The sequence below is a fragment of the Streptomyces sp. NBC_01264 genome, from assembly GCF_026340675.1.
Taxonomy (GTDB): domain Bacteria; phylum Actinomycetota; class Actinomycetes; order Streptomycetales; family Streptomycetaceae; genus Streptomyces.
Window position 1 is genome coordinate 657179 of record NZ_JAPEOX010000002.1, and the last position, 25895, is coordinate 683073.

The following is a 25895-nucleotide window of genomic DNA, read 5'->3' on the forward strand; positions in this document are numbered from 1 at the left end:
AGACGCTTGTGGGCCTGGCTGCTGGCCGGGTTCTTAACGGTCGCCGCCCTGACGCTCTACCAGGCCGAGCGGACGGGCCGCAGCGAGCCGACGGCCGGTTCCTGCCCGGAGAGCGCCCTCGAATGCCCCGGCGAGGAGAAACCACTCCCCCTGCCCGTGCCCGTCGAGCCCTCCGCCTCGCCTTCCTCGTCCGGTAGCCCGACCCCCTCCGCGACCCCGGCCTCGCCCTCGCCCACGCCCCCGCCGGGCAGCAGCGCACCGCCCTCGTCCGCACCGGGCCCCGCCTGCAACGCCACCTCGCCCGGGGCCTGCGGCTTCCCCGACGCCCGCTCGACCGGTCCCCGGATCGCCCTGAAGCGGCACGACACGGGGAACATGTCCATCAAGACCGACGGCACCGTCATCAAGGGCTGGGACATCTACGGTTCGCTCGACGTGTACGCCGACAACGTCACGATCATCGACAGCCGGATCACCTCCACCAACTGGTGGGGCGTCAACCTGCGTCCGGGCTTCAAGGGTCTGCGGGTCCTGCACACCACGATCACCGCCGTGCCGGGCAAGGGACCCGACAACGGAGGCGTCAACTACGCGGTGTCCAACATGGGCGTGAGCTCCGTCGAGGTCGGCTGGTGCGACGTCTCGGTGTTCGGCAACGCCCTGTCCATGGGCCAGGGCGATCTGCACGACAACTACGTGCACGACATCGTCGCCTTCCGGAACCTGGGCGGTGAGTGGCAGCACACCGATGCCGTGATCAGCGGCGGCGGCAACAAGGGCCGGCTGACGGTCCGCCACAACACGCTGCTGAACTCCGTCCCCGTGGACAAGGGCGCCAGCGCCGCGCTCGGGCTCTTCGCGGACACCGGCGTGGTCTCCAACGTGGTCGTCGACAACAACTGGCTGGCCGGGGGGGCGTACGCGCTCTACGGCGGCGGCCCGGGAGCCACCGGGATCCAGGTCACGGACAACGTGTTCTCCACCCAGTACCACCCCAAGAGCGGGCTCTACGGTGCGGTCGCCGCGTGGAACGCGGGCGGCGCGGGGAACGTGTGGCGCGGCAACCGCATGTCGGACGGGCGCCCCGTCGTACCCGAGCCCTCCCCCTGACCACCGAGAGGACATGACATGCGCCGCATCGCCCGGGCCCCCTGGGAGCTGCTCAAGCGGGCCTTCGGCTGGCTGGTGCTCTTCGAGGCCAGGAACAAGCTCGTGCTGGCCCCCTCCGCCCTGCGGCTGCGCCGGTTCGAGAACGCCGAGACCACTCGGCTCGGATCGCTCCTGGAGCGGCCGCCGTCCGCCCTGGTGGCCACCGTGATCGCCACCCACCGGCGTCCCGAGGCCCTGCGCGAGGCCGTGCGCTCGGCCCTGGCGCAGACCGTGTTCGACCAGGTGGTCCTCGTCGTGGACGACGGCGCCGGGCTGCCCGAACTCCCCGCGGATCCACGGCTCTTCGCGGTGTCGCTGGCCCGCAACACGGCCACCGCCGGAGTGGTGCGCAACGTAGGGATACGGCTGAGCCGCTCGCGGTACGTGGCCTTCCTGGACGACGACAACCTCTGGGAGCCCGACCATCTGGAGCAGGCCCTGACGGTCCTGGAGTCCCCGGGCGGACCGGACGCGGTGTACACGGCGCTGCGCAGGGTGCTGCCCGACGGGACCCAGCGGGACGTGCTGTCGGTGCCCTTCGACCGGCGCCGCTCCGCGCACGAGGCCTTCCTGGACACCAATGCCTTCGTGGCGCGCCGCACCCCGGCCCTGCACTTCAGCCGCCTGCGGCGGACCCCCGAGGTGCTGCCCCGGGAGGACTGGGAGCTCGTACGCCGCTACAGCCGGCGCCACGAGGTCCGCCACCTGCCCCGTCCCACCGTCCGCTACCTGGTCAACCCGGAGAGCTTCTGGACCGCGTGGGACGGGTCGGCACCGGCCGGCCCGTCCCCCGCCTCCTAGACCCGCCCGCTCAGGGCCCCGGCGTCGCGTGCAGCGCGGTCCGGCTGACCAGGGCCCGCGCCGCGGCCCGGTTGGCCGGCCGGCCGAGCGCCGCCCGGGAGGTCTCCCGTAGCAGCACGGCAGCGCGGAAGGCCGCGGTGGCCGGGGCCGAGTTCCGGCGGCCGTAGAGGCGTACGCGGTTGAGGGTCAGCAGGGTCCACAGCCGCGGGGAGACCTGCGACTCCCCGCCGAGGTGGACGGCCGAGGCGGCCGGTTCGAGCCGCGTGACGAAGCCGTGGTCCCCGGCCCGCAGGCAGTACTCGGTCTCCTCCGAGTACAGGAAGAACGATTCGTCCCAGGCTCCGCAGGCGTCCAGGCACTCCCGGGAGAGCGCCATCATGGCGCCGGACGCCCAGTCGGCGACCGTACGGCTCCGGTACGCGGCCGGATCGGTGACCAGCTCGCTCCATCGCGGGAAGCGTCCCGCGCGGCGGTTGCCGATCACGGCCTCGCCCAGGGCGCGGGTCACGCGCGACTCCCGGCGCAGCGAGTAGTGCAGCGTCCCGTCCTCCTCGTACAGCAGTGGGACGCTGATCCCGACCCGGCCCGCCCCGCCGTCGACGGGAGAGCCGAGCGCGCCGACGAGGTGCCGCGCGCAGCCCTCCCGCATCCGCAGGTCCGGGTTGCAGACCAGGCCGACGCTGAAGCCGCCGTCCCATCCGGCGGCGGCCTCCAGGGCCGCGTTCACCCCGGCGGCGTAGCCGGCGTTGCGGCCCGTCTGGACGATCGTGGCCTCCGGTGCCAGCGACCGGATCATCTCGACGGTGTCGTCGGCGGAGTCGTTGTCGGCGACGACCAGCCGCCAGTCGACCCCGGCCATGCCCTGCGGCAGGGAGGCGAGGAACCCGGGTATCACCTTGGCACTGTTCCAGGTGACGACGAGGACGGCTACGGGGCCGGCTGCATCCGGCCGGTCCGGGCGGCGGTCGGCTGCGGGGCTGGAAGCTGTGCTGTCGGAGGGCACGGGTTCTCCAAGGTTCGGGGCTCGGGCGCGGCGCGCCGTATGAAGCCGAGGTAGCTGCCGCCGGCGGCGATCGTGAGGAAGAACATCCCGGCGAACATCGGGAAGCTGAGGGCGTCGAAGGTGGCCGCGCTGACCAGGGCGACGAGGGCCGAGGCGAAGAAGGCCTGGCCCAGCTCCCGGTCGGACTCGCCGGCGGCGAGACGGCGGATCGCGCCGCCCTGGTGGATTCCGGTGAAGAAGAGCGCCAGGAGCGCGAGCAGACCCAGCAGGCCCATCTCGGCCAGGGTCAGCATGTACTGGTTGTCGGTGAAGAAGTAGAGGTCCGGGGTGAAGGTGCCCAGCCCCCGGCCGAACAGCGGGCGCTCCTCCAGGTAGGGCACGATCGCGCTGTACTTGACGGTGCGGGCCTGGGTGCTGCTGTCGGAGTTCGACACGAAGGACGCGAAGAGCGTGGTGATCGTGCCGATCAGTCCGGGGACCATGACCTTGAAGACGGCCACCGAGCCGAGCAGCAGCCCGAAGGTGGTCCAGCGGCGCTGCGGCTTCCACCGCGGGACCATCACCAGGACCACGATGAGGGCGCCGATGATGGAGGTCCGCGACACCGTCAGCGGCAGGGCGCCGCCCATCAGCGCCACCGGCGCCCAGCGGCGCCAGCGTTTCAGGTGCGCCCGGACCGGATCGAAGGCCTGCTGGATCGCGAAGGGCAGCAGCAGGGCGAGCATGCCGCCGAACTCCAGGGGCTGCGCGGTGGTCGAGCGGGGCCTGGTGAACGCCCCGCGGTCCAGGGTGGTGATCTGCGCGACGCTCGACTGGAGACCCGGGATGCTGATCTTCTCGGCGATGTTCGTCGCGGTGAAGAAGTCGTAGTAGCCGATGGCGGCGACCACCGCCCCCATCACGACGGCCCGCCGCAGCAGCACGTCCAGGCGGGCCCGGTCCTGGATCCCCGCGGTGATCAGCACCACCAGCGACACCCAGACCAGCAGTCCGATCAGCCCGCGGTCGGCGCCCAGCACCTCCTTGTGCGAGCTGCCCCGGGAGGCGTTCGCCAGGTACGAGGCCAGGACGGAGACGGCCAGCAGCCACATGGCGACCCGGGGCAGCCGGGTGCCGGGGGTCGGTCTGATCCGGCCGGTCAGCCAGGTCGCCAGGTACCAGAACAGGGCCAGGAGCGCGAAGACGTTGGCCGGGGTGCCCACGCCCCCGAGGCCCGGCAGGGTCAGGTTCGAGGGGATGAAGAAGGCCATCCCCAGATAGCCGGTGAGCAGCGCGGTGGCGTCCAGCTCGCGGTGGCGCGTCCGCTTGCGCACGCGCGGCGTGTTCTTGCCGGCCTGGCCGGCCGCCGCCTCTGCGGCCTCACGCCTCCGCCGGCGGCTCGCCAGCAGGCTCTCGAGGACGAAGGAGGCGGTGAATCCGGCGACCAGGCCGGCGATGAGCACGGCGAGGACCTGCTGATAGCGGGCCTTGAGCTGCGGTTTCGGGGTCTGCGGCAGCACCACGGGGGCGGCCTGCACGTAGTACTGGCGCTTGACCTTCGCCGCCGACTGGAGGGCATCGAGCTGCTCCCCGGCGAAGTCGGTGAGCGTGGTGGTCTCCTTGAGCACCTTCGCCCGGTTGGTGCCCGTGACGGTCAGCGTGAGCATCGGTCCCGAGGCGTTCGCGGCGAAGCCGACCGTGTAGGGGTCGGTCACCCCGAGCCCTTGCAGGGCCCGGGCCGCGTCCGCGCCCGATAGGGTCCTGATCAGCACGTCGGCGGTCACCACGAGCGAACCGCCCGCGTTCGCGATGGGGTTGCCGAAGGTGGGGGCCAGTTCGGCCACGGCCGTGGAGTCGAGCAGCGCCACCGAGCTCTGGGACTGGTAGGCCACCGGAACCGACTGGTAGAGCTGCACTCCCGCGAGGACTCCGCACAGGGTCAGGGGCGCCATGACGTACCAGCGACGCCGCAGTACGGCTCCTATCTCACCGATGTTCACGAACGCTCCCTCGCAACTGCCCGGGAACCGTTGGCGTGTTGGCCGGCGTCCTGGGAAGATCGAACACGACGGAAGGAATCCTGTGTCGCCTGGTGAGCTGTTCCGCACGTTGCGCCGCCGCTGGTACGTGCTGGTCCTGGCGGCAGCGCTCGCGGCCGTCGGGGCCCTCCAGGTGCTCCGGCCCACCACGACCTACGTGAGCACCGCGATCGTCGTCCTCAAGCCGCCGGTGACCAGCAACCAGCCGAACCAGCTGGCCAATCTGCAGCCGCCGCTGGCCGCCGTGTCCCTCGCCGTGGTGGAGCAGTTGGACTCCGCCGACGGGGAGGCCGAACTGCGCGCCGCCGGGGTGGCGGGCACCTACCGGCTGATCCCGCGCAACAGCGGTACGAGCGTCACCCCGCGCTATCTGATCCCCTCCCTCCAGGTCCAGGCGGAGCACACGGACCCGGCCACGGCCGACCGCTCGGTGCGAGCGGTCGTCGAGGTCTACGGGAAGCACCTCTCGGACATGCAGGCCGAGCAGAAGATCCCGGCGGCGGGGCGGATGAGCGTCACGCTGCTCGTCGCGCCGTCCGCGGTGGCACAGCTCGGGACCAAGAGCCGCGGACTGGCCGGGACGGCGCTCCTGGCCCTGGTCGCCGGGGTGGCCTGCGCGGTGTGGACCGATCGGTTCCTGGCGGGCCGCGCCCGGCGCCGGCGCGTTCGCGCCGGCGCCGGGGACGGCGGGCAGGAGCGGGACGCGAGTCCCGTGCCGGCGACCGCGGCGGCCCGCTGATACAGCGGGCCGCCCGGCCGCCAACGCCCCTGGTTCGGGGCGGTGGTGCGTTGTCATCAGATCCCTCGGCGCTTCCAGGACTGCCACCAGAGCCATTCGCGTCCCCGGTCGGCGACGGCCGAGAGCACCAGTGGCTGGAGGTACGGCATCACGCGGGCCCCGATCCGCCGCCGCCGGCGCAGGGCCCCGTACTCGGCGAGCGAGGTGTACCGAGGCAGGCACTCGGCGGCGAAAGCCTCCAACTCCTCGACCGGGACCACCCCGGTGCGCCCGCGGTCGTACGCCCGGTAGGCGCGCCGCAGCGCGTACCGGGCGAGCCGGGTGCGGGCCGCCGTGGACAGCCGGCCCGCCTCCGGGAGCAGGCCGCCGCACTTCTCCAGCACCGAGTCGAAGGCGACGAGGCGCTGGCGCAGGTCGTCGAGCTGACCGCCGAAGTCCGTGGTGGACATGTTGTTGCCGTGAACCCGGTAGAAGGCCTGGTCGGCGCCGCGGACGTAGCCCACGTCGGCGTGGGCCGCGAGCCGCATCCACATTTCGATGTCCCCGGCGTGCGGAAGGTCCGGGTCGTAGCCCCCGACCTTCCGCTGGAGGCTGGTGCGCACGACCACCTCGGGTGAGGTGATGCACCCGGTGCCTTCCCGGAAGCGCCGCTCCAGCCACCACCGGCCCGGATAGACCACCGAGCCGGTGGACCGGGTACGGGCCGCGGGCAGCGGCCCGCCGTGCTGGAACCGCAGCGGCCTGCCGTAGGCGAAACCGGCCTGCGGGTGGGCGTCGAGCAGGGCCGCGGCGCGCACCAGGGCGCCGGGGACCAGCCGGTCGTCGGCGGAGAGCAGGGCGACGTAGTCCCCGTCCGCCCACTCCAGCAGGCCCTCGTTGTAGGTGGCGATGTGGCCCTGGTTCTTCTCGTGGACCCGGACCTCGATCCGGGGGTCGGCCGCCGCGAGGGCGCGCGCGACCTCCGCGGAGTCGTCGGGGGAGGCGTCGTCGATGATCAGTACCCGTACGTCGACGCCTTCCTGTTCGTCCAGGACGCTCTTGACGCAGTCGGCCAGGAAGTGGCCGTACTTGTAGCAGGGGATCACCACGCTGACGGTGCTCACTGGCCGGGCACCTCCGTGGATCCCTCCGTGAGCGGGGCGGGGGGCGTGGTGGTGAAGACCGGGCCGACCCAGTAGTTCACCGATCCGAAGGTGTTGTTCGGGAAGACCGTGGCCGACCCGTACTTGTAGAGGCCGTTGCCGTTGCCCGCGCCGCCGCCGTCGGCCGGGGCCACCAGCGGGTAGGAACGGTGCGCGGCGCCGAAGTAGCCGCCGTCCACGGCGTACTTGCCGTTCGGCGCGTGGTACGAGGCCACGTACTCGGTGTTCGCGGTGACGGCCACCGGGGTGGTGAAGTGCAGCTGCTGCCAGCCGGACAGGGTCTCGCTGCCGAAGGTTCCGGTGGCCAGGAGCGTGCCGTTGGCGGACCACAGGCTGCCGGTGTGCGTTCCGGTGTTCCCCGGGCCCTTGTAGAAGGTGATGCCGGTGACGTAGCCGCCGACCGTGGACTGGAAACGGGTGCCCAGTTCCACGGAGTTGGTGTCGTCGTTGACGTTGGCGGTGGTCGGGGTGGCGTTCGGACCCCACAGGGTGCAGGGGCAGTTCACCGCCGGCGGGCTCGTGCTGGTGGTGAAGGTCCAGGTGACCGGCGCGGCCATGGCGTTGCCCCACAGATCGGCCACCTGGACCGACGCCGTGTAGGTGGTGCCCAGTGCCAGTTCGCTGGAGGGGGTGAAGGTGGCGCTGTTGGACACGTCGAGGACCTTGCTGCCCGGGACGGTGGCGCCGCCGGGGTCCTTGACGGTGAACACCAGGGTGTCGGCGTCCACGGCCGCGTTGAAGGTGGCCTTCACCGTCGCGGTGATCGCGGTACCGGTCGCCGCGGACTGCGGGCTGGTCGAGGTGACGGTGGGGGGCGTCGTGCTGGCGGTTGCCGTGTCCAGGACCGCGTCCACCCAGTAGTTGCTGCCGGAGGAGGCGGTGGAGGGGAAGCCGCCGGTGCCGCTGTAGCGGTAGACGCCGTTGCCGCCGTCGGTGCCGCTCTTGAGCGCGGTGAACGGGGCCAGCCCGGCGTCGGCCGAGGCGAAGGTGGTGTCGTAGGAGTATCCGCCGTTGGGGGCGAAGTAGGAGGCGATGTAGGTGGTGTTGGCCTTGACGGGGATCGGCGAGGAGAAGTTGAGCTGCTGCCAGCCCGAGGCCGTCTCGTTGGTGAAGGTGCCCGTGGCCAGGCGCTGGCCGGAGTTGCTCCACAGGCTGCCCGTGTGGGTGCCGGTGTTGGCCGGGGACTTGTAGAAGCGGACGCCCGTGATCGAACCGGGCACCGAGGAGCGGATCTTGACGCCGAGTTCCACGGCGCTGCCGTCTCCGGCGTTCACCGTGCCCGGCACGGCCGCTGCGGGCCAGACGGTGCAGGGGCACTGCTGGGGGCCCACGGTCAGCGGAACGGTGGTGGTGGCACCGATGTTGACGCTGTCGTCCACCGCGCGGACCTTGATCGACGCGGAACCGGGGGTGGTCGGGGTCCACTTGTAGCTCCAGGACCCGACGCCCGTGGTGGCCTTCCAGGTGGTTCCGCCGTCGGTGGAGACCTCCACGCGGGCGACGACTCCGCCGCCGCTGTCGGAGGCGGTGCCCGTGATGGTGACGGGCCTCAGGGCGGGCACCGTGGCGTTCGCCGCGGGGCTGGTCACGGTGATGACCGGGCCGGTGTGGTCCGCGGAGGCGGTGGCCGTGAGCAGGTTGCTCTGCAGGGACTTGGGCTGGACCCCCATGTCGGCGAAGATGTTGACCGTCGCCTGCTGCATCCGCTTGTCCTCGGTGACCACCGCGTCGTCCGGGTTCCCGGTCGGCATGTTGGTCAGGCCCCAGGACCACTGCACGGTGCCGGAGCCGAAGACCAGGGCGCCCGAGGTCTGGTCCCGGAACGCGACCAGGCTGTGCGTCGCGGTCCCGTTGCCGTACGTGTTCCCGTAGTCGAGGCGGTACTTGCCGTCGGTGATGTCCACCGTGGTGGACGACATCGCGATCTGCCCGGCCGGGCGCGCCGCGTCCTCCACGTCACTGTCCCACTCGTAGCCGAGCGTGCCGACGGGGAAGGTGGCGGTCTGGGAGGGGGTCAGGTTCGCGACGGTGGTGTTCCGCCACAGCCGCATCTTGGCGTACGCGCCGGGGACGGTGATCGCGTCGCTGCGGTAGCCGTTCACGCTGAACAGGGAGCCGGTGACCTGGTTCTGCGGCTGGTAGGGGCGGCCGTTCGTGGCGCTGGCCGGGTCCATGAAGGTGCCGGTCCAGATGCCGCTCGGGTCGGGGATGCCGTTGGGCTGCGGGAAGGAGAGCTTGGTCTCCTTGTAGCAGACCAGGGTCCGGTTGGCCGTGTTGGCCCCGTCGATGCTGGGGGCCAGACGGGTCTTCCAGAAGACCTCGTTGCCGGCGAAGTAGGTCTGGTTGACGCCCGCGTGGCGAGCGTTCAGGGCGTTGGTGAACTGGTCCTGGGTCCAGTACTCGTCGTGCCCCGAGGACATGAACACCTTGTGGTTCTGCAGCTGGGTCGCGCCCTTGGTCGACATGTCGATGCCCGACATGTAGCTGACGTCGTACCCGTTGCGCTCCAGCCAGGCGACCATCTGGTACTCGGACCCGTAGATGCCGTTCTCACCGCCGATGTCCATCGGCCGGTTGTAACTGACCTCGTAGGCACGGCCGTCGGGGGCGGGGCCGGCGCCGTCGTACAGGTCCTGGCCGCCGTAGTTGTTGTACGCCTGCCAGGTCTGGTCACTGGTCTGCACGACGATGTCGGAGTGACTGGAGTCGTTGCGGACCACGAACGGGTAGGGCATGACCCCGTTGCCGTCCGCCTGGTCGAAGTTGACGATGTAGAGGCCGGAGACGGCGTCGGAGGGCACCGTCCAGTTGGCGGTGACCGGCCAGTTGCCGCAGTCGACCAGCCCGGTGGAGGCCTTCTTCGTGCAGGCCGCCGGATTGCCGCTCTGCGGGAAGTTGGCCGGGTAGGTCTGGGCGGCCTGGGCCGCGGTCGACATCAGCCGGGCCCCGTCACCTCCGTAGTGGCCGAGCCGGTAGACCGAGACCTTGTAGGCGGTCGGCGACTGGACCTTGAACTGCAGGGTCTCGCCCGCCTGCACGCTCTCCTTGGCCGGGAAGCCCTTGATGTCGCCGTAGGCGCTGGGTGCGAACCAGTCGGACATCGGTGTGCCCGCCTTCGAGTTCTCGCACACGATCGCATTGGAGCCGGGGCCGCACGGGTCCGCCGCGACCGCCACCGATGGCGGCAGCGCCGCCGCCATCAGGGCCGCCACCACGGTGAAGAGCCCGTACCGCAGCAGCCTTGTCCGTCTGTTCATCCGAACCTCATTTGGGAGTGCCTGGGGTGATGCGACGCCTGGCGTCAGCGCAGCGCTGCTGAGAGCGCGACCACGACCCGCTGCTGTTGGGCGGCGGTGATCTGCGGGAAGAGAGGGAGGGAGAGCATCCGGTCGGCCGCCAGCTCCGCGTGCGGGAAGGCCCCGCGGCCGCGGCCGAGGTGGGCGAAGGCCGGAGTGAGGTGGACCGGGGCCGGATAGTGCACGCCCGCGCCGATGCCCTCGGCGTTGAGCTTGCCGACGACCGCGTCGCGGTCCGCTCCGCTGACCCGGATGACGTACAGGTGCCAGACGTGCACGTTGCCCGGAGCCGTGACCGGCAGGGTGAGGCGGCCGGTGGCCGCCAGGTCCGCGAGCAGCGCGTCGTAGCGGGCGGCGGCGGCCCGGCGGGCCTCGTTCCCCCCGGCGAGCCGGGCCAGTTTGGCCCGCAGCACGACGGCCTGCAGACCGTCGAGCCTGCTGTTGAAACCGGCCACGTCGTGCCGGTACTTGGCGACGCCGCCGTGGTTGGCCAGCGCCCGGACCAGGTCGGCGGCCTCCTCGTCGTCGGTCACCACCGCGCCGGCGTCCCCGTAGGCGCCGAGGTTCTTGCCCGGGTAGAAGCTGGTCGCGGCGATCCCGCCGCTGCCGGGGGTGCGGCCCTCGCGGGAGGCGCCCTGGCTCTGCGCGGCGTCCTCGACGATCTTCGCGTACGAGGGCAGGCCCGCGGCCAGCGCGCCGGTGTCGGCGCACTGCCCGTACAGGTGGACCGGGACCACCGCGCGGGTGGCCGGGGTCACCGCGTCGAGCGCGGCCTGCGGGTCCAGCAGCAGGGTGTCGGGGAGGCAGTCGGCCAGCACCGGCTTGGCGCCGATCCGGGCGACGGCTCCGGCGGTGGCGATGAAGGTGTTCGCGGGCAGGACGACCTCGTCGCCGACGCCCACTCCGCTCGCCCGCAGGGCCAGTTCCAGGGCGTCGGTGCCGTTGGCCACGCCGACGCAGTGTCCGACCCCGGCGAAGGCCGCGTACTCGCGCTCGAAGGCCCGGACCTCCTCGCCGCCGATGAAGGCGGTGTCGGCCAGGACCCGGTCGAATCCCGCACGTAATTCGTCCGCGACCTCGGCGTGCGCTGCCTTCAGGTCGACGAGCGGTATCTGGTTCATGCGGCTGTGCTCCCCATCCGTGTCTCCGGCCCGCGGCCGGTCTCCAACTCATCGGCCCGCAGCTCGTCGAGCGCCGGGCCCCCCGCCTCGCGCAGCCGGCGGGCGGGGCTTCCGGCCCACACCTCGCCGGCCGGTACGTCGGCCAGGACCGTGCTTCCCATCCCGGTCAGCGACCAGGCGCCGACCTCGGTGTACTCCCGGACCAGCGCGCCGGCGCCCACGTAGGCCCCGCGCCCCAGCCGGACCCCGCCCCCGAGGCGGACCCCGGAGGCCAGGGTGGCGAAGTCCCCGACCTCGTCGTCGTGGGTGAGGACCACGTGCGGCATGACCGCCACATGGGCCCCGACCCGTACCGCGGCCGTCAGTACGCAGTGCGCGAGGAGCACCGTGCCCGGCCCGAGGACCGAGGAACCGGAGAGCGCCGCCGTGGGGTGGACCACGGTGGCGTACCGGCTCTCGGGCAGGGCCAGGCGCCGCACCAGGCGGGCCCGTACCCCGTAGTCGCGGGGGCTGCCGACGCAGACCACCGCGCGGGCGTCCGGGCGTTCGTGCACCAGCGCGCTGCCGCCCAGCACGGGAACCCCGTCGACCTCCCGCCCGTGCAGGGCCGGATCGTCGTCGAGGTGCCCGGCGAGCCGCCAGCGCGGGACCCGGTCCGCCGCCAGGTCGGCGGCGGCCGCGTCCCGTACGGCCTGGGCCGTCTCCCGGGCGAAACCGCCCGCGCCGACGATCAGCAGGTCCTCGGTCGCCGCGGCCCCGGTGACGGCGGCGGTCATCCGTCGGCCTGTTCGCGCAGCACCGCCACCACCCGGTCCTGCTGCTCCTCGGTCATGGTGTGGAACAGCGGCAGGATCAGCGAGTCGCGGGTGATCCGCTCGGTCACCGGCAGCGCCGCCGCACCGTGACCGGCGTACGCCGGCTCCAGGTGGGAGGCCATGATCCCGCGCCGGGCCGAGATCCCGGCCTCGGCGAGCACCGCGAGCAACTCGTCGCGGCCGACGGGGAAGTCCTCGGCCAGGAGCACCCAGTACGACTGGAAGTTTCCCTCGCCGTGACCGGGGTCCCGGACCGGGGTCAGACCACGGACACCGGCGAGGAGCCGCGCGTAGCGGGCGGCGAGGAACCGCCTGCGGGCCACGATCTCGTCCAGTTTGCCCAGTTGCACCAGGCCCACCGCGGCCTGGATGTCGGTCATCCGGTAGTTGTAGCCGACCTCGAGGTAGCTCTCGGCGATCGGCTTGCTGCTCGCGTGCCGCTGCGCGGCGGACACGTTCATGCCGTGCTCGCGCAGCCGGCGCAGCCGCTCGGCCCAGGCGGCGTCGTCCGTGGTCACCATGCCGCCCTCGCCGGTGGTGATCACCTTGCGGGGGTGGAAGGACCAGGCGGCCAGCAGCGCCCCCTGGCCGACCGACTTGCCGCCCACGGTGGCGCCGATGCCGCAGGCGGCGTCCTCCACCAGGGCGATGCCCCAGTCGGCGCAGGCGGCGCGCAGGGCGTGCACGTCGGCCGGGACCCCGCCCTGGTGGACGGCGATGACCGCCTTGGTGCGCGGGGTGCGGACGGCGTCCACGGTGGCTGCGGTCAGGTTGCCGGTGGCCTCCTCGACGTCCGCGAACACCGGGTGGGCGCCCACGTAGCGCACGGCGTTCGCCGTGGCGATGAAGGACAGGGAGGGGATGACGACCTCGTCGCCCGGGGCGAGGTCGAGCGCGATCAGCGAGAGGTGCAGGGCGGTGGTGCACGAGCTCACCGCGATGCCGTGCTCGGCGCCCACGCGCTCGGCGAAGGCCCGTTCGAACGCGGCGACCCGGGGTCCCTGGGCCACCCAGCCGGACAGGACCGCGTCGGCGGCGGCCCGCGCCTCTTCCTCACCGAGCCACGGGATCATGACGGGGATCCGGGCGGGGGTGGCGGGAGCGGCCCCGGCCCCGGCGTCCTGGGCGCTCATCGGCCGGCTCCGGCGGCCGTCGCGGCCTCCGCGTCCGCGGCGCGCTCGGCCCGCCACCAGTCGACCAGGTCCCGCAGCCCGCTGCGCAGGTCGATCCCGGCCGTGAAGCCGAGGCGCTCGGCGGCCTGCGAGGTGTCGGCGAGCCGGCGGGTCACCCCGTTCACGGCGCGGGCCGGCCCGTGCTCCGGCGTCAGGCCCTCGGCGCCCATGGCCTCCAGGAGCCCGTTGGCCAGCTCGAGCAGGCTGGTCTCGGATCCGCTCGCGACGTTGAACACCTCGTCGGTCAGGTCCGATTCGGCGGCCAGGAGGTTGGCCCTGGCGATGTCCCGGACGTCGACGAAGTCCATGGTCTGGGTGCCGTCGCCGAGGATCAGCGGCGGTTCGCCCGCGGCGATCCGCTCCATCCACCGGATCAGCACCTCGGTGTAGAGCCCGTGGATGTCCATCCGGGGGCCGTACACGTTGAAGTAGCGCAGTGCGACGTAGTCCAGCCCGTACATGGCGTGGAAACTGCGCAGCACGCCTTCGTTGAAGGCCTTCGCGGCCCCGTAGAAGGTGTCGTTGTTGTACGCGTGGTGGCGCTCGGTGGTCGGGAAGGACTCGGCCATCCCGTAGACCGAGGCCGAGGACGAGGCGATGACCTTGCCCACACCGGCGGCCGCGGCGGCCTCCAGCACGTTGAACGTCCCGTCGACCATCACCTCGTTGGCCAGCCGCGGCTCCTCGGCGCACTGGGTGATCCGGATCGCCGCCAGGTGGAAGACGAAGTCGGCTCCCTCGGTCGCCTTGCGCACCGCGGATATGTCCCGGATATCGCCCTCGACGAGGTCCACGACCCCGCTCGGCAGGGCGCGGGCCAGGTTGGCGGTGCGTCCCCGTACGAAGTTGTCGAGCACGACGATCTCGCGCGCCCCGTTGTCCACCAGCAGGTCCACCAGGTGCGAGCCGATCGTGCCCGCTCCGCCGGTGACCAGAATCCTCTTGCCTCGTACGCTGCTCAACGCCCTGCCCCTACTGAGTCGGTCATGGTGTTCCCTGCTGTGCCCGGCGCGCCGCACGCGGCCCGGACGGCGTTCGGGGCGCTCAACGGCCGGTGCGCAGTCCGACGACGGCGCCCTTGAACTCCAGGCTGCGGGAGGCCGCTTCGAGGATGTCGAGGACCTGGAGCCCGGCCCGCCCGTCGGTGAGCGGCGCCCGTCCCGTCCTGATCGACGCGGCGAACTCCTCGACCATGCTGCGCAGGGCCTCCTTCTCGCCGAGCGCGGGTGCCACCATGTCGCCGGTCCGGTAGGAGACGAGCATGTCGCGGCGCTCGTCCGCGCCGATCTCCTGCGGGGCCGTGAGGTCGACGCCCCGGTCGAACACCGCGACGCGCTGGGTGGGGTTGAGGTCGTCCCACACCAGGGTGCGCTTGGAGCCGCCGACCATCGTGGTGCGGACCTTCACCGGGGAGAGCCAGTTGACGTGGACGTGCGCGATGGCGCCCGTGTTCAGCTGGAGCGTCAGATAGGCCACGCAGGACTGGCCGGCGCCTATCGGGTCGGCCCCGTGGGCGGCGACCGCGACCGGGTGGACGTTGTCCGGGAGGATGAAGTCGAGCACCGAGAGGTCGTGGGGGGCCAGGTCCCACAGGACGTCGATGTCCTTCTGGACCAGTCCGAGGTTGATCCTGACCGAGTCCACGAACTGGATGTCGCCGAGTTCGCCGGAGCGGACCATGTCCCGGATGCGGGCCACGGCCGGGGTGTAGCAGTAGGTGTGGTCGCACATCAGGGTGAGACCGCGTTCCTCGGCCTCGTTCACCAGCCGCAGCCCGTCCTCGTAGGTGGCGGCGAGCGGCTTCTCCACGAGGACGTGCTTGCCGGCGCGCAGGGCGGCCAGCGCCACGTCCAGGTGGGTACCGGCCGGGGTCGCCACGGCGACGGCCTTCACCTCGGGGTCGGCCAGCACCGCCGCGTAGTCCGCGGTCGCCTGGACCGTCGAGTAACCGCCGAGCACCTGCCGGGCCCGGTCCACGTTCAGATCACAGAGCCAGCGGAGCCTGAACTCCGGACTGGACTGGAAGTTGCGGACGAGATTGGGGCCCCAGTAGCCCGCTCCGACGACGGCGACCCCTAACGGCTCGGTCCGTCCGCCACCCGCACCTGCGCCCGCGGCGTCCCGCCCGGCGTCCTTCGCGGTGTCCTTCACAGCATTCCCTTTCCTTCCGCGCACGCCCGCGGGCGTGTCGACGACCCATGGCCGGGACGCGTGCGAAGGAAGGGAGTGCCGCCGAGGGCATGCCGGGCGCCTGTGCGACCCGCGCGTGACCCGCCGACGGTGATGGCCCCCACGACCGATGCCGTACGTGTTCCACGTACTTCCGCCCCCCGGCCGGCCGGCACCCCTCGCGCCGGCCGGCCACGGACAGGCGGCCTGTTCCCCCAAGCCGCCGAACCCGTAAACCTGCCCCAACTACCCTGTGCCGACTGGACTGCAGCGTGGATCACGGCATTGCCGAAGCATGCCGAATCCGGTCGGCTGCGTTCAATCTAGACCACGGGGCGTACGGCCGGGGAGAGTTGGAGGAAACGGTCGGTACGGGCGTTCGGCCGTGCATACTTCCGGGGTGACCAGCATCGTGATCCCGGCCCACAACGAGGGGCGGGTCATCGGCCGGCTCCTCGACGCGCTCCTGTCCGACCCGTCCGCGGCCCCGGCCACCGGGCCCGACATCGTCGTGGTGTGCAACGGCTGTACGGACGACACCGCCGCAGTGGCCGCCGCCCGTGGCTCCCGCGTACGGGTGGTCGAGATCCCGACTCCTTCCAAACACACGGCACTTCGGGTGGGGGACAAGCACGCGCACGGTTTCCCCCGCCTCTACGTGGACGCCGACGTGGTGGTCGGCGCGGCCGACGTACGGGCCCTGGCCGACGCCCTCGCCGGCAGCCCGGCCCTCCTGGCCACGGCCCCCGGGCGGGACATTCCGCTTACCGGCTGCGCCTGGCCCGTCCGGGCGTACTACCGGGTCTGGCAGCTGCTCCCGGCCGTTCGCGAGGGGCTGTTCGGGCGCGGGGTCATCGCCGTGTCCGAGGCGGGGCACGCCCGGCTCGCCGCCCTGCCTCCGCTGATGGCCGACGATCTGGCCGCGTCCCTGGCCTTCGCGCCGGGAGAGCGGCAGGTGGTGGAGTCGGCCAGGGTCGTGGTCCTGCCACCGCGCACCTGGGGCGACCTGATCAAACGCCGGGTGCGGGCGGCGACTTCCTCCGCCGAACTGGAGCGGTTCCAGGCGTCACGGCCCTCCGGACCGGAGGCGGCCGCACCGTCCGCGCGCACCGGCACGGGGGACCTGCGGGCACTGCTCCGGGCCCAACCACGGCTGCTCCCGGGGATGGTGGTGTTCGTCGTCGCCGCCCTCGCGGCCCGCCGCGGCTCCCGCAAGGCCATCCGGAGCGGGGACTTCTCCACCTGGCTGCGCGACGAGAGCAGCCGCCAGGGCTGAGCGTGCCGCGGGGCCGAGCGGCCGGATCGCGCCGTATGCGGCCCAGTTGGCCCGTACAACCACTAGGGTGCCATTCACACGTACGACTGGCTCGCCGTTCAGCCGCCCGACCGGGAGTTCGAAAGACATGTACCTCGCGGACCGCTCCGCGCCCGAGGACGCGAAGACCACCGCCGACGGATCCTCCGTCCGCGCACCCGCGGTCGCCTCGACCGTCCTCGCACTGGGCACGGTCAGCCTGATCACCGATGTCTCCTCCGAGATGGTCACCGCCGTCCTGCCGCTCTACCTCGTCGCCGGACTGGGCCTGAGCCCGCTCGGCTTCGGCGCGCTCGACGGCCTGTACAACGGGGTCAGCGCGCTGGTGCAGCTGACCGGCGGCCACCTCGCCGACCGCATCCGCAACCACAAGCTCATCGCCGGCATCGGCTACGGCCTCTCCGCCCTGTGCAAGCCGCTGCTCCTGCTCGCCCACAGCCTCGGCCCGGTGGCACTGATCCTGGCCCTGGAACGCACCGGAAAGGGCCTGCGCACCGCCCCGCGCGACGCGCTCATCTCCCTGTCCACGCCTCCGGAGTTGCAGGGGCGGGCCTTCGGGGTCCACCGCACCATGGACACCACCGGGGCCCTGCTCGGGCCGCTCGCCGCGTTCTTCATCCTGAGCCTGACCGTCGACGGGTACGACGCCGTCTTCGGGGTCAGCGCCTGTGTGGCCGCCCTCGGTGTCGTGGTGCTCCTGCTGTTCGTCCCGTCCGGCGCGCAGCCGCGGCCCGCCCGCCCGGCCCGCCGGAAGCCCGCCGCTCCCCCGGTACCCGTACCGGCTTCGCGGCGGCCCTCCGCCCCGAAGCCGGACGCGGTGAACCTGCGCGACGCCCTGGGCCTGCTGCGGCTGCCCCGGTTGCGCGCCCTGGCGGGCTGCGCGGCCCTGCTCGGGCTCACCACCGTCAGCGACGCCTTCCTGTACCTGCTGCTCCAGGACCGCACCGGCATCGGCGAGCGCTGGTTCCCGCTGCTCCCCCTGGGCACCGCGGCCGTGTTCCTGCTGCTGGCCGTCCCGGCGGGCGCCCTCGCGGACCGCGTCGGACGCCGCACCGTGTTCCTCGCCGGGCACGCCCTCCTGCTGGCCGGGTACGGGCTGCTCCTGTGGGCCCCCGGCCTGCCCGCGCTCCCCTACCTGGTCCTCGCCCTGCACGGCATGTTCTACGCCGCCACCGACGGGGTGCTGCCCGCCGCCGTGGCCGCGACCGTCCCCGCGAAGCTGCGGGCCACCGGCATCGCGCTCGTGGGCACCGGCCAGGCCCTGTCCCGTTTCGGCTGCTCCCTGGCCTTCGGCGCCGCGTGGACGGTCCTGGGCTCGGGACAGGCGCTCGCCGCCGCCGCGGCCGGCCTGTGCTGCTGCGCGGCCGTCGCCGGATTCGTACTCCGCCCCACGGCCCAGGACGGCGACACCGCCGGGGCCCCGCAATCCCGACGCCCCCGAGGACACCGATGACGCGCTCACGCCGGCTGCTCCTACTCGCCCTGGCCGTGCTGCTCCTCGGGGGCTTGGCCGGCGTGCTGGTGGTGCGCGCCGCCGCCCGCTCGGAGCAGACCCGCGCGGGCGACCCGACGGCCGCCCCGGGCAAGGTCATGCTCGACCGGCGCGGCGCTCTGGCCTTCCTCAACGGCGCGCAGGGGCCGCACCGCGGAGCCCTGGTTTCCGTACCGGACAGCTCACCGCAGGAGGCACGGACCGCCTCGGGCCTCACCTGCCTGCGGTTCCACGCCGCGGGCGGCACCGGCGTCTGTCTGAGCTCCGCCCCGGGCGCACTCGCCCAGGACAACCGGGCGCTGATCGTCGACTCCGAACTGCGCACGCGGCGCGAGTTCCCGCTCGCGGGCACCCCCTCGCGGGCCCGGGTCTCCCCGAGCGGCCGCTTCGCCGCCTGGACCGTCTTCGTCACCGGGGAGTCCTACGGCTCCGCGTTCTTCTCCACCCGGACCTCGATCGTGGACACCCGTACGGGAACGCTCGAACCGGACCTGGAGAAGTTCGCCATCGAGCTGGAGGGCCGCCCCTACAGCGCGAGCGACGCCAACTTCTGGGGCGTCACCTTCTCCAAGGACGACGACACCTTCTACGCCACGCTCGCCACCGGCAACCAGACGTACCTGGTGAAGGGTTCGATCGCGCGGCGCAGCGTCACCACCCTCGCCTCGAACGTCGAGTGCCCGTCCCTCTCCCCCGACGAGACCCGGGTCGCGTACAAGAAGCGGGTACAGCGCGGCGCGTCCCTGTGGCGCGAACACGTACTGGACCTGCGGACGTTGCGGGAGCAGCCGCTGACGGAGAAGCGCAGCGTGGACGATCAGGCACTCTGGCTCGACGACAGGACGCTCGCCTACGCCCTGCCCGCCGAGGGTTCCGTGGACACCACGGACCTCTGGACGGTCCCGGCGGACGGCACCGGAGCCCCGCGCCTCCTGGCTCCGGCGGCCTCGTCGCCCACCCGGCTGGGCTGATCCGCCGGGAGGCGTACCCGGGGGGCCCGCAGAATCGTTGGGGCGGGCATGGGCACTCCACACGCCGTCTCCCCGTCCCCGGCCCGGCACCGGGCACCCGAGCGCGCCCCCGCCGCGATGGCACGGGGCATCCCCCGGCAGCAGTCGGGCAGCGCCGCCCCCTCGGGCGGGGCGGTCGTCTTCGAGCAGCTCGCCCGCGAGTGGGAGGCGCGCGGGGCCACCGTCCCGGGCCGTCCCGACCCGCTGTGGGAGCGGCTGATCACCTACGCGCACTTCCAGCGCGAGACGGAGGCCACCCTGCGCAGCCTGCGCCTGGACGGAGCCGAACCCCCGCCAGCCCCCGCGGCGACGGCGCACCCGCGCTGGACCCGGGCCTGAGCCGGGCCTGACCCCGGGCGCCTGAGCCGGTGGCACGCAAAGGCCCGGGGCCCCGGTCGGCTGCAGCCGACCGGGGCCCCGGGCTCCGTACGCGTCGTTCCCGCGGCTCCGCTACACGCCCGAGGGGGCGCCGAGCATGGCCGACGCCTTCTCGAGCGGGGTCAGGCCGACGGCGGGCGCCGGGACCGTCTCGAGCGGGCGACAGGTGAAGCCCAGCGCGGTCAGCGCCCGGATCACCTCGGCGGCGGTGAAGTCGCGGCGGTCCTGGCGGGTGATGACGGCGCCCACCTGCTTCACGGGGTAGGACCGACGCCCTATGACCACCGAGTCAGCGGTGATCGGTTCGGGCTTGACGCCCTTCATCGATTCCAGGACCCCGGCCTTGGTCAGGTCGAACGGAAAGCGGGCGATGACGAAGCGCATGCTGCCTCACAGGTAGAAGAGAACCGTCCGTGCCCGGTCCGGCAGGATCCGGGCGGGGCTACCTACGCCGCCGCGGCGGCCGGGGACTGACGCTGCGGGCCCCGGGCGGTCGTGCCGGTCCTGCTGCGCCGGTCCTGCGCGGGCCGGCTGCGGCGGCCGCGGGAGGTGGCGCCGGCGCCCCCCCTCGGGCGCTCGGTGACCGGGGCCGTGATGACGACCGGGACGCCGGACGGCGTCTGGGCGCCGGTGATCCGGCTCAGCTCGGCCTCGCCGGAGCGGACCTGGGCGGTCTGCGGGGTGATCCCCGCAGCCTGCATGAGACGGACCATGTCGCGGCGCTGGTTGGGCAGGACCAGGGTGACGACGCTGCCGGACTCACCGGCGCGGGCCGTACGGCCGCCGCGATGCAGGTAGTCCTTGGGGTCGGTCGGCGGGTCCACGTTGACGACGAGGTCCAGGTTGTCCACGTGGATGCCGCGGGCCGCGACGTTCGTGGCCACGAGAACGCTGACGTGCCCGGACTTGAACTGGGTGAGGGTACGGGTGCGCTGGGGCTGCGACTTTCCGCCGTGCAACGCCGCGGCGCGCACGCCGTTGCTCAGCAGGTGCTCGGTGAGCCTGTCCACGCCGTGCTTGGTGTCCAGGAACATGATCACGCGGCCCTCGCGGGCGGCGATCTCGGTCGTGGCGGCCTGCTTGTCGAAGTTCTGGACGTGCAGGACGTGGTGTTCCATCGTGGTGACGGCGCCCTGCGAGGGGTCCACGGAGTGCACGACGGGGTCCGTCAGGTAGCGGCGGACCAGCAGGTCGACGTTGCGGTCGAGGGTGGCGGAGAACAGCATCCGCTGGCCCTCGGGGCGCACCTGGTCGAGGAGCGCGGTGACCTGGGGCATGAACCCCATGTCGGCCATCTGGTCGGCCTCGTCCAGGACGGTGATCCCGACCTGGTTCAGCCGGCAGTCACCCCGCTGGATGAGGTCCTTCAGGCGGCCCGGGGTGGCGACGACCACTTCGGCCCCGGCGCGCAGCGCGCCGGCCTGGCGGTGGATCGGCATGCCGCCGACGACGGTGGCGATCCTCAGCTTCACGGCGCGGGCGTACGGCGTGAGAGCCGCCGTGACCTGCTGTGCGAGCTCACGGGTGGGTACGAGGACCAGCGCGAGCGGCTGGCCCGACTCGGCGCTCTGGCCGGCGGTACGGGCCAGCAGCGCGAGGCCGAAGGCCAGGGTCTTGCCGGAGCCGGTACGGCCGCGCCCCAGGACGTCCCGGCCCGCGAGGCCGTTCGGCAGTGTGGCCGCCTGGATCGGGAACGGGGTGGTCATGCCCTCACGGGTGAGCGTGGCAAGCAGCTGGGACGGCATCGCCAGGTCGGCGAACGCCTCGACGGCGGGCAGCGCGGGGACCACGGTGACCGGCAGGGCGAACTCGCCCTGCGGTGCGGCGGGACGGCGCCCGTAGCCGCCGCCACCCGAGCGCTTGGGACCGCTGGAGCGGCTGGGGGCGGACGAGCCGAATCGGCTGCCGAACGAGCGGCTGCCGGAGCCGGAGGAGCCGCCGTAGGAGCCGTAGGAGCTGTTGGATCCACCCGTACGGGAGGACGAAGACCGGTCATTCATGCGGGTCGTACGGTTCATGCAGAACCTTCCTCGATACGGCGCACATCGAGGAGTTCTCGGCGGCGAAAATCTGGCCGCACGAGGATTCACAAGAATGAGCCGGAGCATAAAAAATATGACGAAGTCGAATCGAACTTCGATCGACGTCAGATAAAGGATTATCACCCTATGTGTCGGCGGAAAATGCGCCGCATCCGGGTGGGGAGCCGTAGAGCGTGTCCATCGGCCGAACGGTGGGGCGCCGGTACAGGTTTCCCCTGCCGCGCCGCGCACACGGGCCGCGGCCCGCAGATCCAAAAAACGCAACGAGCTGGGGCCCGCACCCAAGGTGCGGGCCCCAGCTACGCGGTTACGCGTGAACGTCAGGCGGTGACGATGTTCTCGGCGGTCGGGCCCTTCTGGCCCTGCGCGATGTCAAAGCTGACCTTCTGGCCTTCCTGAAGCTCACGGAAGCCCTGCGAGGCGATGTTCGAGTAGTGGGCGAACACGTCAGGACCGCCACCCTCCTGCTCGATGAAACCGAAGCCCTTTTCCGCGTTGAACCACTTCACGGTGCCATTAGCCATGTTTTTTTAACTCCTTCGGGGCACAGCCCGGAGATCCGCACTGTGCGGATCTCAAGTCGCCGATGATTGCCCAGCCCGGAAAACGCCGGAAAAACAAGAACACTCGCCCTGCTCCTACGAGAGGAGTGGGCAGAGGTGCTCGAAATTTTGGGAACCACAACTGCAACTCAAACCACAGTAGCACGGCAGGGTCGGATCGGCGTGAAAATAAAACCCGCCCCTTCCACCGGTCCGGAAATTTCCGCCCCGCCCTGTTCATTTTCCGTCCGGGCCGGCCCGGATTTTCGGCCGTGGTCGGAGGCCGGCCCGGGATCCCGTACAGTGGTGTTCACAACGGCGCGGGGTGGAGCAGCTCGGTAGCTCGCTGGGCTCATAACCCAGAGGTCGCAGGTTCAAATCCTGTCCCCGCTACGAAAGGTCCGGCCCCCTCGACGCCCAGGCGTCGAGGGGGCCGGACCCATTTCCGGGGTCAGGCGGCGACGCCGCCGTCGATCACCAGGTCGGTGCCGACCACGGAGCCGGCGTCCGGCGATGCCAGGTAGAGCACGGCCGCCGCGACCTCGGCGGTGGAGGACACCCGGCCCAGCGGCGATTCGTCCTTCATCCTCACCGCACGCTCGGCGTCACCCTCCCCCGGCCGCAGGGACATCGTGGTGGCGGTCGCGCCGGGGCTGACGGCATTGATGCGGACACCATCGGCGATGTGGTCGAGGGCCGCGGCCCGGGTCAGGGCGGAGACGGCCGCCTTCGTCGTGAGGTAGCCGGCGACTCCCGGGATGCGGGTGTGCGCGCCGAGGTTCGAGGAGATGTTGACGATCGCCCCGCCCCCGGGCTGGTCACGCATGGCGGCGACCTCGGCCTGCAGGCTGAGCAGGACACCGGTGAGGTTGATGTCCAGCATGCCGCGCCAGTCCTCCTCCGCCAGGTCCGCCACGGGGCCGCCGCCCCGGAAGACGCCCGCGTTGTTCACGGCGACGTCGATGCCGCCGAAGTGTTCGACGGTGCGGCGCACCATGGCCCGTACGTCCTCGGAGCGGGTCACGTCCGCGGTCACCGCGATCGCCCTGCCGCCCTCCTTCTCGATCAGCTCGACCGTCTCGTCGAGCAGTGCCGCGGTGCGGCCGGCCACGGCGACCGCGGCTCCCTCGGCGGCGAAGGCGAGGGCGACGGTCCGGCCGATGCCGGAGCCCGCTCCGGTGACGAGGACGTTCTTGCCGGTGAAACGTGCGGACATGAGGGTGATTCCTTTGCTCGGTCGGGTGTCTGTCGGTTACTTGATGCGGGTGTTGAGGAAGGCGGCCGCGCCGAAGGCGAGCGCGGTGGCGGCCAGCGAGACCGTGTCGGAGCCCAGGGAGAGCACGGCGGCGAAGACGACCGTCGGGCCGAGCTCCATCGCGGTGTTCATGACCCCGCCGGCGAGTCCCGCCTGGTGCGGCTCCACCCCGTCGGTGGCGAGGACCGCGGCCCCCGCGAAGGCGGCCGCCGTGCCGACGGGCAGCAGGATCAGGCCGGGGAGCAGGCCGTAGGCGTACGGGATCTGCGCGGCCAGGCCGGTGAGCGCGAGGAGCCCCAGCCCGGCCGCGGCGACCGCGAGGCCGGTGGTGGTGACGCGGGGCGCTCCGTACCGGCCCACGAGGGGACCGGCCACCCGGCCGGCCACGAGCAGCACCACCGCGAAGGGGAGGAACGCGGCGGAGGTCCGCAGCTCCGACCAGCCCAGTTCCTGCTGGAGGTGGAGCGAGAGGAGGACGAAGGTCACGGTCGATCCGGCGGCGGTCAGGCCGATGGCGGCGAGGGCCAGGACCCGGCGGCGGTCGCGGAGGAACGTGAGCGGGAGGAGGGGGTCACGGATCCGGCGCTCGACGAGCGGGAAGGCCACCAGGAGCGCCGTCGCGGCGAGCAGGGCGACCAGGACGCCCGTCGATCCCCAGGGCCGGACGTCGGTGAGGACGAACCCGTAGCTGACGAGGCTGATCCCGGCGGTGGCCAGCAGGGCGCCCGGCAGGTCCAGGGAGCGGCCCTCGCCCGCCTCGGTGGCGGGCAGCAGCCGGGGTGCGAGGAGCAGTGCGGCGACGGCCACCACGACCGGGACGGCGAAGGAGAACCGCCAGCCGGCCACGGCCGAGATGACTCCGGAGAGCAGGTTGCCCGCGGTGGCGCCGAGTACGGACAGCCCGCCCCAGGTGGCCATCGCCCGTCCGAACGCGGCGGGTTCGGGGAAGACCGCCCGCAGGACGGCCATGGCGGCCGGTGCGGTGAGCGCGGCGGCCACCCCCTGGGCGAAGCGGGCGGCGAGCAGCGTGCCGGACCCCTGGGCGAACGGTGCGGCGAGGGAGGCCACGGCGAAGAGGAGCAGGCCGGCGGTGAGCACCCGGCGCCCGCCGAACCGGTCGGTGAGGCGGCCCCCGAAGAGCAGGAGCCCGGCGAAGCTCAGCCCGTAGGCGGCGCTGAGGAGCAGCAAGTCGTCGCGGCCCAGGGTGAGTTCGCGGCCGATCGTGGGCAGCGGCACGACGAGCGAGGTGAGCGCGAAGATCAACGTCATCTGTACGGTGCCGAGCAGCGCGAAGGCCGGGCCGGGCGCCGGTCGGGCCGCCCTGGATCCGGACGCGGTGAGCGTCTGCTGGGTGCGTGCGGTCTGCGTGACGGTCATGACTCCCCCTCGAAATATAAACTGGATCGTACATTCCAGAATGAGGCCCGAAAAGAACCTCCCCGGAGGGAGGCGCCCTCGTGCGTCCGGTCAGTCGAGCAGGCTCAGCGCCTGCTCCGCCGCGACCCGGACCCGGCCCGGGTCCTGCGAGGCCTTGCCCACGACGCGCATGCCCTGCATCAGCACCAGCAGCATGCTGGCGAGCGTGCGCGGATCGCGGTCCGCGGGCAGTTCGCCCTGGGCCTGGGCCCGGGTGAGCGCCGAGCGCAGCAGGGTCTCGATGTGGTTCCAGCTCGCTTCGACCCTGCGGGCCGCCGCCGGGTCGTGCGCTCCGAGTTCCGCGGCCGCGTTGGTCACGAAGCAGCCGTTCCGCCGCAGGTCGCCTGTGCTCGACTCGGCGGCGAAGCGGCGTACCACCGTGCGCACGGCCGGCAGCGCGGGTCCCGGCTGGGACAGTTCGCGCAGCAGGCCGGGGTCGAGGTGCTCGCTGTAGCGGTCCAGCGCCTTCAGGTAGAGCTCGCGCTTGTTCCCGAAGGTGGCGTACATGCTGGCTCGCCCGATGCCGAGCGCCTCGACGAGGTCCGCCATCGACGTCGCCTCGTAGCCGCGCCGCCAGAACAGCTCCAGAGCCGACTGCAGCGCGGCGTCCGGATCGAATTCCTTGGTCCTGGCCACGTCCCGAACTCTACGGATACTGGAACGGTCAGTCAAGTAATCCGCGCGGTTCGTTCAGATGGCCCGGGTCTCCCCCGCCGGGTGGGCGCTCAGCTCGACCACCTCGACGCAGCGCCGGAGCTTGGCCAAGGCGCGGGGCGAGTCGGCCACGGGCACCACGATCTCGCACACCGCGAGGTCCCCGCCGTCCGCTGCCCTGAAGGACAGTCTGCGGACGGACAGGTTGTTGAGGAGCGCGGAGATGCGGGTGAGGGCGTGACCACCGTCCCGGACGGTGACGGTCAGCGTGTGGCAGGCGGTGTCGCCGGTGCGCACGGCGTCGTCGACGGCGGGGAGAACATCGCTGCGGGTCATGAGGGGTGGGCTCCTGTCCTGGGGCGGAGG

General features: G+C 72.3%; 24 protein-coding genes and 1 tRNA gene. 8 read left to right on the forward strand and 17 right to left on the reverse strand.

Annotated features, from left to right (window positions below; translation table 11 throughout):
- Nucleotides 1–56: 56 nt before the first annotated feature.
- Nucleotides 57–377, reverse strand: a complete 321-nt coding sequence (locus OG435_RS35905) for a hypothetical protein (protein ID WP_266883458.1) — start codon at nucleotides 375–377, stop codon at nucleotides 57–59.
- On the opposite strand from OG435_RS35905, the gene OG435_RS35910 reads away from it, so the two are divergent.
- Both OG435_RS35910 and OG435_RS35915 read left to right on the forward strand, forming a co-directional pair.
- Nucleotides 376–1110 (forward strand): hypothetical protein, encoded by a 735-nt coding sequence (locus OG435_RS35910; RefSeq protein ID WP_266883460.1) that lies wholly within the window; start codon nucleotides 376–378, stop codon nucleotides 1108–1110. The genes OG435_RS35905 and OG435_RS35910 overlap by 2 nt on opposite strands.
- Before the next feature lie 18 nt (nucleotides 1111–1128).
- A complete protein-coding gene (locus OG435_RS35915; protein ID WP_266883462.1) occupies nucleotides 1129–1950 on the forward strand; it encodes a glycosyltransferase family 2 protein in 822 nt (273 codons plus the stop codon).
- A 10-nt stretch (nucleotides 1951–1960) separates the two neighbouring features.
- Here the strand turns inward: OG435_RS35915 and OG435_RS35920 are convergent, their stop codons facing one another.
- On the reverse strand, nucleotides 1961–2953 hold the full coding sequence (locus OG435_RS35920) for a glycosyltransferase (protein WP_266883464.1): 993 nt from the start codon (nucleotides 2951–2953) through the stop codon (nucleotides 1961–1963).
- On the reverse strand, nucleotides 2878–4932 hold the full coding sequence (locus tag OG435_RS35925) for an O-antigen ligase family protein (protein ID WP_266883466.1): 2055 nt from the start codon (nucleotides 4930–4932) through the stop codon (nucleotides 2878–2880). The genes OG435_RS35920 and OG435_RS35925 overlap by 76 nt, the downstream gene beginning before the upstream one ends.
- 82 nt (nucleotides 4933–5014) lie before the next feature.
- Here OG435_RS35925 and OG435_RS35930 point away from each other — a divergent pair, with 82 nt between their 5' ends.
- The gene (locus tag OG435_RS35930; RefSeq protein ID WP_266883468.1) at nucleotides 5015–5710 is read left to right on the forward strand and encodes a hypothetical protein; all 696 of its coding nucleotides are present in this window, start codon (nucleotides 5015–5017) and stop codon (nucleotides 5708–5710) included.
- A 56-nt stretch (nucleotides 5711–5766) separates the two neighbouring features.
- Here OG435_RS35930 and OG435_RS35935 read toward each other — a convergent pair whose 3' ends face one another.
- The 7 genes from OG435_RS35935 to OG435_RS35965 form a co-directional block, all read right to left on the reverse strand.
- Nucleotides 5767–6813 (reverse strand): glycosyltransferase family 2 protein, encoded by a 1047-nt coding sequence (locus tag OG435_RS35935; protein WP_266883470.1) that lies wholly within the window; start codon nucleotides 6811–6813, stop codon nucleotides 5767–5769.
- Nucleotides 6810–10109: a DUF4082 domain-containing protein gene (locus OG435_RS35940; protein ID WP_266883472.1), complete on the reverse strand. Its 3300-nt coding sequence runs from the start codon at nucleotides 10107–10109 to the stop codon at nucleotides 6810–6812. Before OG435_RS35940 ends, OG435_RS35935 begins: the two co-directional genes overlap by 4 nt.
- Nucleotides 10110–10153: 44 nt before the next feature.
- A complete protein-coding gene (locus tag OG435_RS35945; protein ID WP_266883474.1) occupies nucleotides 10154–11269 on the reverse strand; it encodes a DegT/DnrJ/EryC1/StrS family aminotransferase in 1116 nt (371 codons plus the stop codon).
- Nucleotides 11266–12045: a NeuD/PglB/VioB family sugar acetyltransferase gene (locus tag OG435_RS35950; RefSeq protein WP_266883476.1), complete on the reverse strand. Its 780-nt coding sequence runs from the start codon at nucleotides 12043–12045 to the stop codon at nucleotides 11266–11268. Before OG435_RS35950 ends, OG435_RS35945 begins: the two co-directional genes overlap by 4 nt.
- Entirely contained in the window at nucleotides 12042–13217 is a 1176-nt protein-coding gene (locus tag OG435_RS35955) for a DegT/DnrJ/EryC1/StrS family aminotransferase (protein ID WP_266883478.1), read from the reverse strand. Before OG435_RS35955 ends, OG435_RS35950 begins: the two co-directional genes overlap by 4 nt.
- Complete coding sequence (locus OG435_RS35960; RefSeq protein ID WP_266883480.1) at nucleotides 13214–14218, reverse strand: NAD-dependent epimerase/dehydratase family protein; 1005 nt, start codon at nucleotides 14216–14218, stop codon at nucleotides 13214–13216. The genes OG435_RS35955 and OG435_RS35960 overlap by 4 nt, the downstream gene beginning before the upstream one ends.
- 82 nt (nucleotides 14219–14300) lie before the next feature.
- The gene (locus tag OG435_RS35965; protein ID WP_266883482.1) at nucleotides 14301–15407 is read right to left on the reverse strand and encodes a Gfo/Idh/MocA family protein; all 1107 of its coding nucleotides are present in this window, start codon (nucleotides 15405–15407) and stop codon (nucleotides 14301–14303) included.
- Nucleotides 15408–15825: 418 nt separating this feature from the next.
- Here OG435_RS35965 and OG435_RS35970 point away from each other — a divergent pair, with 418 nt between their 5' ends.
- The 4 genes from OG435_RS35970 to OG435_RS35985 all read left to right on the forward strand — a co-directional run bounded on the left by OG435_RS35970 (nucleotide 15826) and on the right by OG435_RS35985 (nucleotide 19581).
- On the forward strand, nucleotides 15826–16701 hold the full coding sequence (locus tag OG435_RS35970) for a glycosyltransferase (protein WP_266883484.1): 876 nt from the start codon (nucleotides 15826–15828) through the stop codon (nucleotides 16699–16701).
- Between the two features lie 127 nt (nucleotides 16702–16828).
- The gene (locus OG435_RS35975; RefSeq protein WP_266883486.1) at nucleotides 16829–18193 is read left to right on the forward strand and encodes an MFS transporter; all 1365 of its coding nucleotides are present in this window, start codon (nucleotides 16829–16831) and stop codon (nucleotides 18191–18193) included.
- Nucleotides 18190–19203 (forward strand): TolB family protein, encoded by a 1014-nt coding sequence (locus OG435_RS35980; protein ID WP_266883488.1) that lies wholly within the window; start codon nucleotides 18190–18192, stop codon nucleotides 19201–19203. Before OG435_RS35975 ends, OG435_RS35980 begins: the two co-directional genes overlap by 4 nt.
- A 48-nt stretch (nucleotides 19204–19251) precedes the next feature.
- The gene (locus OG435_RS35985; protein WP_266883490.1) at nucleotides 19252–19581 is read left to right on the forward strand and encodes a hypothetical protein; all 330 of its coding nucleotides are present in this window, start codon (nucleotides 19252–19254) and stop codon (nucleotides 19579–19581) included.
- A 111-nt stretch (nucleotides 19582–19692) separates the two neighbouring features.
- Here the strand turns inward: OG435_RS35985 and OG435_RS35990 are convergent, their stop codons facing one another.
- The 3 genes from OG435_RS35990 to OG435_RS36000 all read right to left on the reverse strand — a co-directional run bounded on the left by OG435_RS35990 (nucleotide 19693) and on the right by OG435_RS36000 (nucleotide 22186).
- Nucleotides 19693–20004, reverse strand: a complete 312-nt coding sequence (locus tag OG435_RS35990; protein ID WP_266883492.1) for an SCO5918 family protein — start codon at nucleotides 20002–20004, stop codon at nucleotides 19693–19695.
- A 62-nt stretch (nucleotides 20005–20066) separates the two neighbouring features.
- A complete protein-coding gene (locus tag OG435_RS35995; RefSeq protein WP_266883494.1) occupies nucleotides 20067–21638 on the reverse strand; it encodes a DEAD/DEAH box helicase in 1572 nt (523 codons plus the stop codon).
- 344 nt (nucleotides 21639–21982) lie between these two features.
- Nucleotides 21983–22186 (reverse strand): cold-shock protein, encoded by a 204-nt coding sequence (locus OG435_RS36000; protein ID WP_053678014.1) that lies wholly within the window; start codon nucleotides 22184–22186, stop codon nucleotides 21983–21985.
- A 337-nt stretch (nucleotides 22187–22523) separates the two neighbouring features.
- Between OG435_RS36000 and OG435_RS36005 the strand changes: the two genes are divergently transcribed.
- A tRNA-Met gene (locus tag OG435_RS36005) sits at nucleotides 22524–22597 on the forward strand.
- A 58-nt stretch (nucleotides 22598–22655) separates the two neighbouring features.
- On the opposite strand, the gene OG435_RS36010 is transcribed toward OG435_RS36005, so the two are convergent.
- From OG435_RS36010 to OG435_RS36025, 4 genes are all read right to left on the reverse strand, one after another.
- Nucleotides 22656–23420 carry an SDR family NAD(P)-dependent oxidoreductase gene (locus OG435_RS36010; RefSeq protein ID WP_266883498.1) on the reverse strand — a complete coding sequence of 255 codons (765 nt, stop codon included), beginning with the start codon at nucleotides 23418–23420 and terminating at the stop codon, nucleotides 22656–22658.
- A 36-nt stretch (nucleotides 23421–23456) separates the two neighbouring features.
- Nucleotides 23457–24836, reverse strand: a complete 1380-nt coding sequence (locus OG435_RS36015; protein WP_266883500.1) for an MFS transporter — start codon at nucleotides 24834–24836, stop codon at nucleotides 23457–23459.
- A 90-nt stretch (nucleotides 24837–24926) separates the two neighbouring features.
- A complete protein-coding gene (locus OG435_RS36020; protein WP_266883502.1) occupies nucleotides 24927–25511 on the reverse strand; it encodes a TetR/AcrR family transcriptional regulator in 585 nt (194 codons plus the stop codon).
- 54 nt (nucleotides 25512–25565) lie between these two features.
- Nucleotides 25566–25865, reverse strand: coding sequence for a hypothetical protein (locus OG435_RS36025; protein WP_266883504.1), 300 nt, complete (start codon nucleotides 25863–25865; stop codon nucleotides 25566–25568).
- Nucleotides 25866–25895: the final 30 nt, after the last annotated feature.

Coding starts and splice junctions, on each gene's coding strand:
- OG435_RS35905 (WP_266883458.1), bottom strand. CDS start 377: ATGTTCCCCGTGTCGTGCCGCTTCAGGGCGATCCGGGGACCGGTCGAG.
- OG435_RS35985 (WP_266883490.1), top strand. CDS start 19,252: ATGGGCACTCCACACGCCGTCTCCCCGTCCCCGGCCCGGCACCGGGCA.
- OG435_RS36010 (WP_266883498.1), bottom strand. CDS start 23,420: ATGTCCGCACGTTTCACCGGCAAGAACGTCCTCGTCACCGGAGCGGGC.
- OG435_RS35915 (WP_266883462.1), top strand. CDS start 1,129: ATGCGCCGCATCGCCCGGGCCCCCTGGGAGCTGCTCAAGCGGGCCTTC.
- OG435_RS35990 (WP_266883492.1), bottom strand. CDS start 20,004: ATGCGCTTCGTCATCGCCCGCTTTCCGTTCGACCTGACCAAGGCCGGG.
- OG435_RS35955 (WP_266883478.1), bottom strand. CDS start 13,217: ATGAGCGCCCAGGACGCCGGGGCCGGGGCCGCTCCCGCCACCCCCGCC.
- OG435_RS35995 (WP_266883494.1), bottom strand. CDS start 21,638: ATGAACCGTACGACCCGCATGAATGACCGGTCTTCGTCCTCCCGTACG.
- OG435_RS35950 (WP_266883476.1), bottom strand. CDS start 12,045: ATGACCGCCGCCGTCACCGGGGCCGCGGCGACCGAGGACCTGCTGATC.
- OG435_RS36015 (WP_266883500.1), bottom strand. CDS start 24,836: ATGACCGTCACGCAGACCGCACGCACCCAGCAGACGCTCACCGCGTCC.
- OG435_RS35945 (WP_266883474.1), bottom strand. CDS start 11,269: ATGAACCAGATACCGCTCGTCGACCTGAAGGCAGCGCACGCCGAGGTC.
- OG435_RS36025 (WP_266883504.1), bottom strand. CDS start 25,865: ATGACCCGCAGCGATGTTCTCCCCGCCGTCGACGACGCCGTGCGCACC.
- OG435_RS35910 (WP_266883460.1), top strand. CDS start 376: ATGTCCATCAAGACCGACGGCACCGTCATCAAGGGCTGGGACATCTAC.
- OG435_RS35940 (WP_266883472.1), bottom strand. CDS start 10,109: ATGAACAGACGGACAAGGCTGCTGCGGTACGGGCTCTTCACCGTGGTG.
- OG435_RS36000 (WP_053678014.1), bottom strand. CDS start 22,186: ATGGCTAATGGCACCGTGAAGTGGTTCAACGCGGAAAAGGGCTTCGGT.
- OG435_RS35975 (WP_266883486.1), top strand. CDS start 16,829: ATGTACCTCGCGGACCGCTCCGCGCCCGAGGACGCGAAGACCACCGCC.
- OG435_RS35980 (WP_266883488.1), top strand. CDS start 18,190: ATGACGCGCTCACGCCGGCTGCTCCTACTCGCCCTGGCCGTGCTGCTC.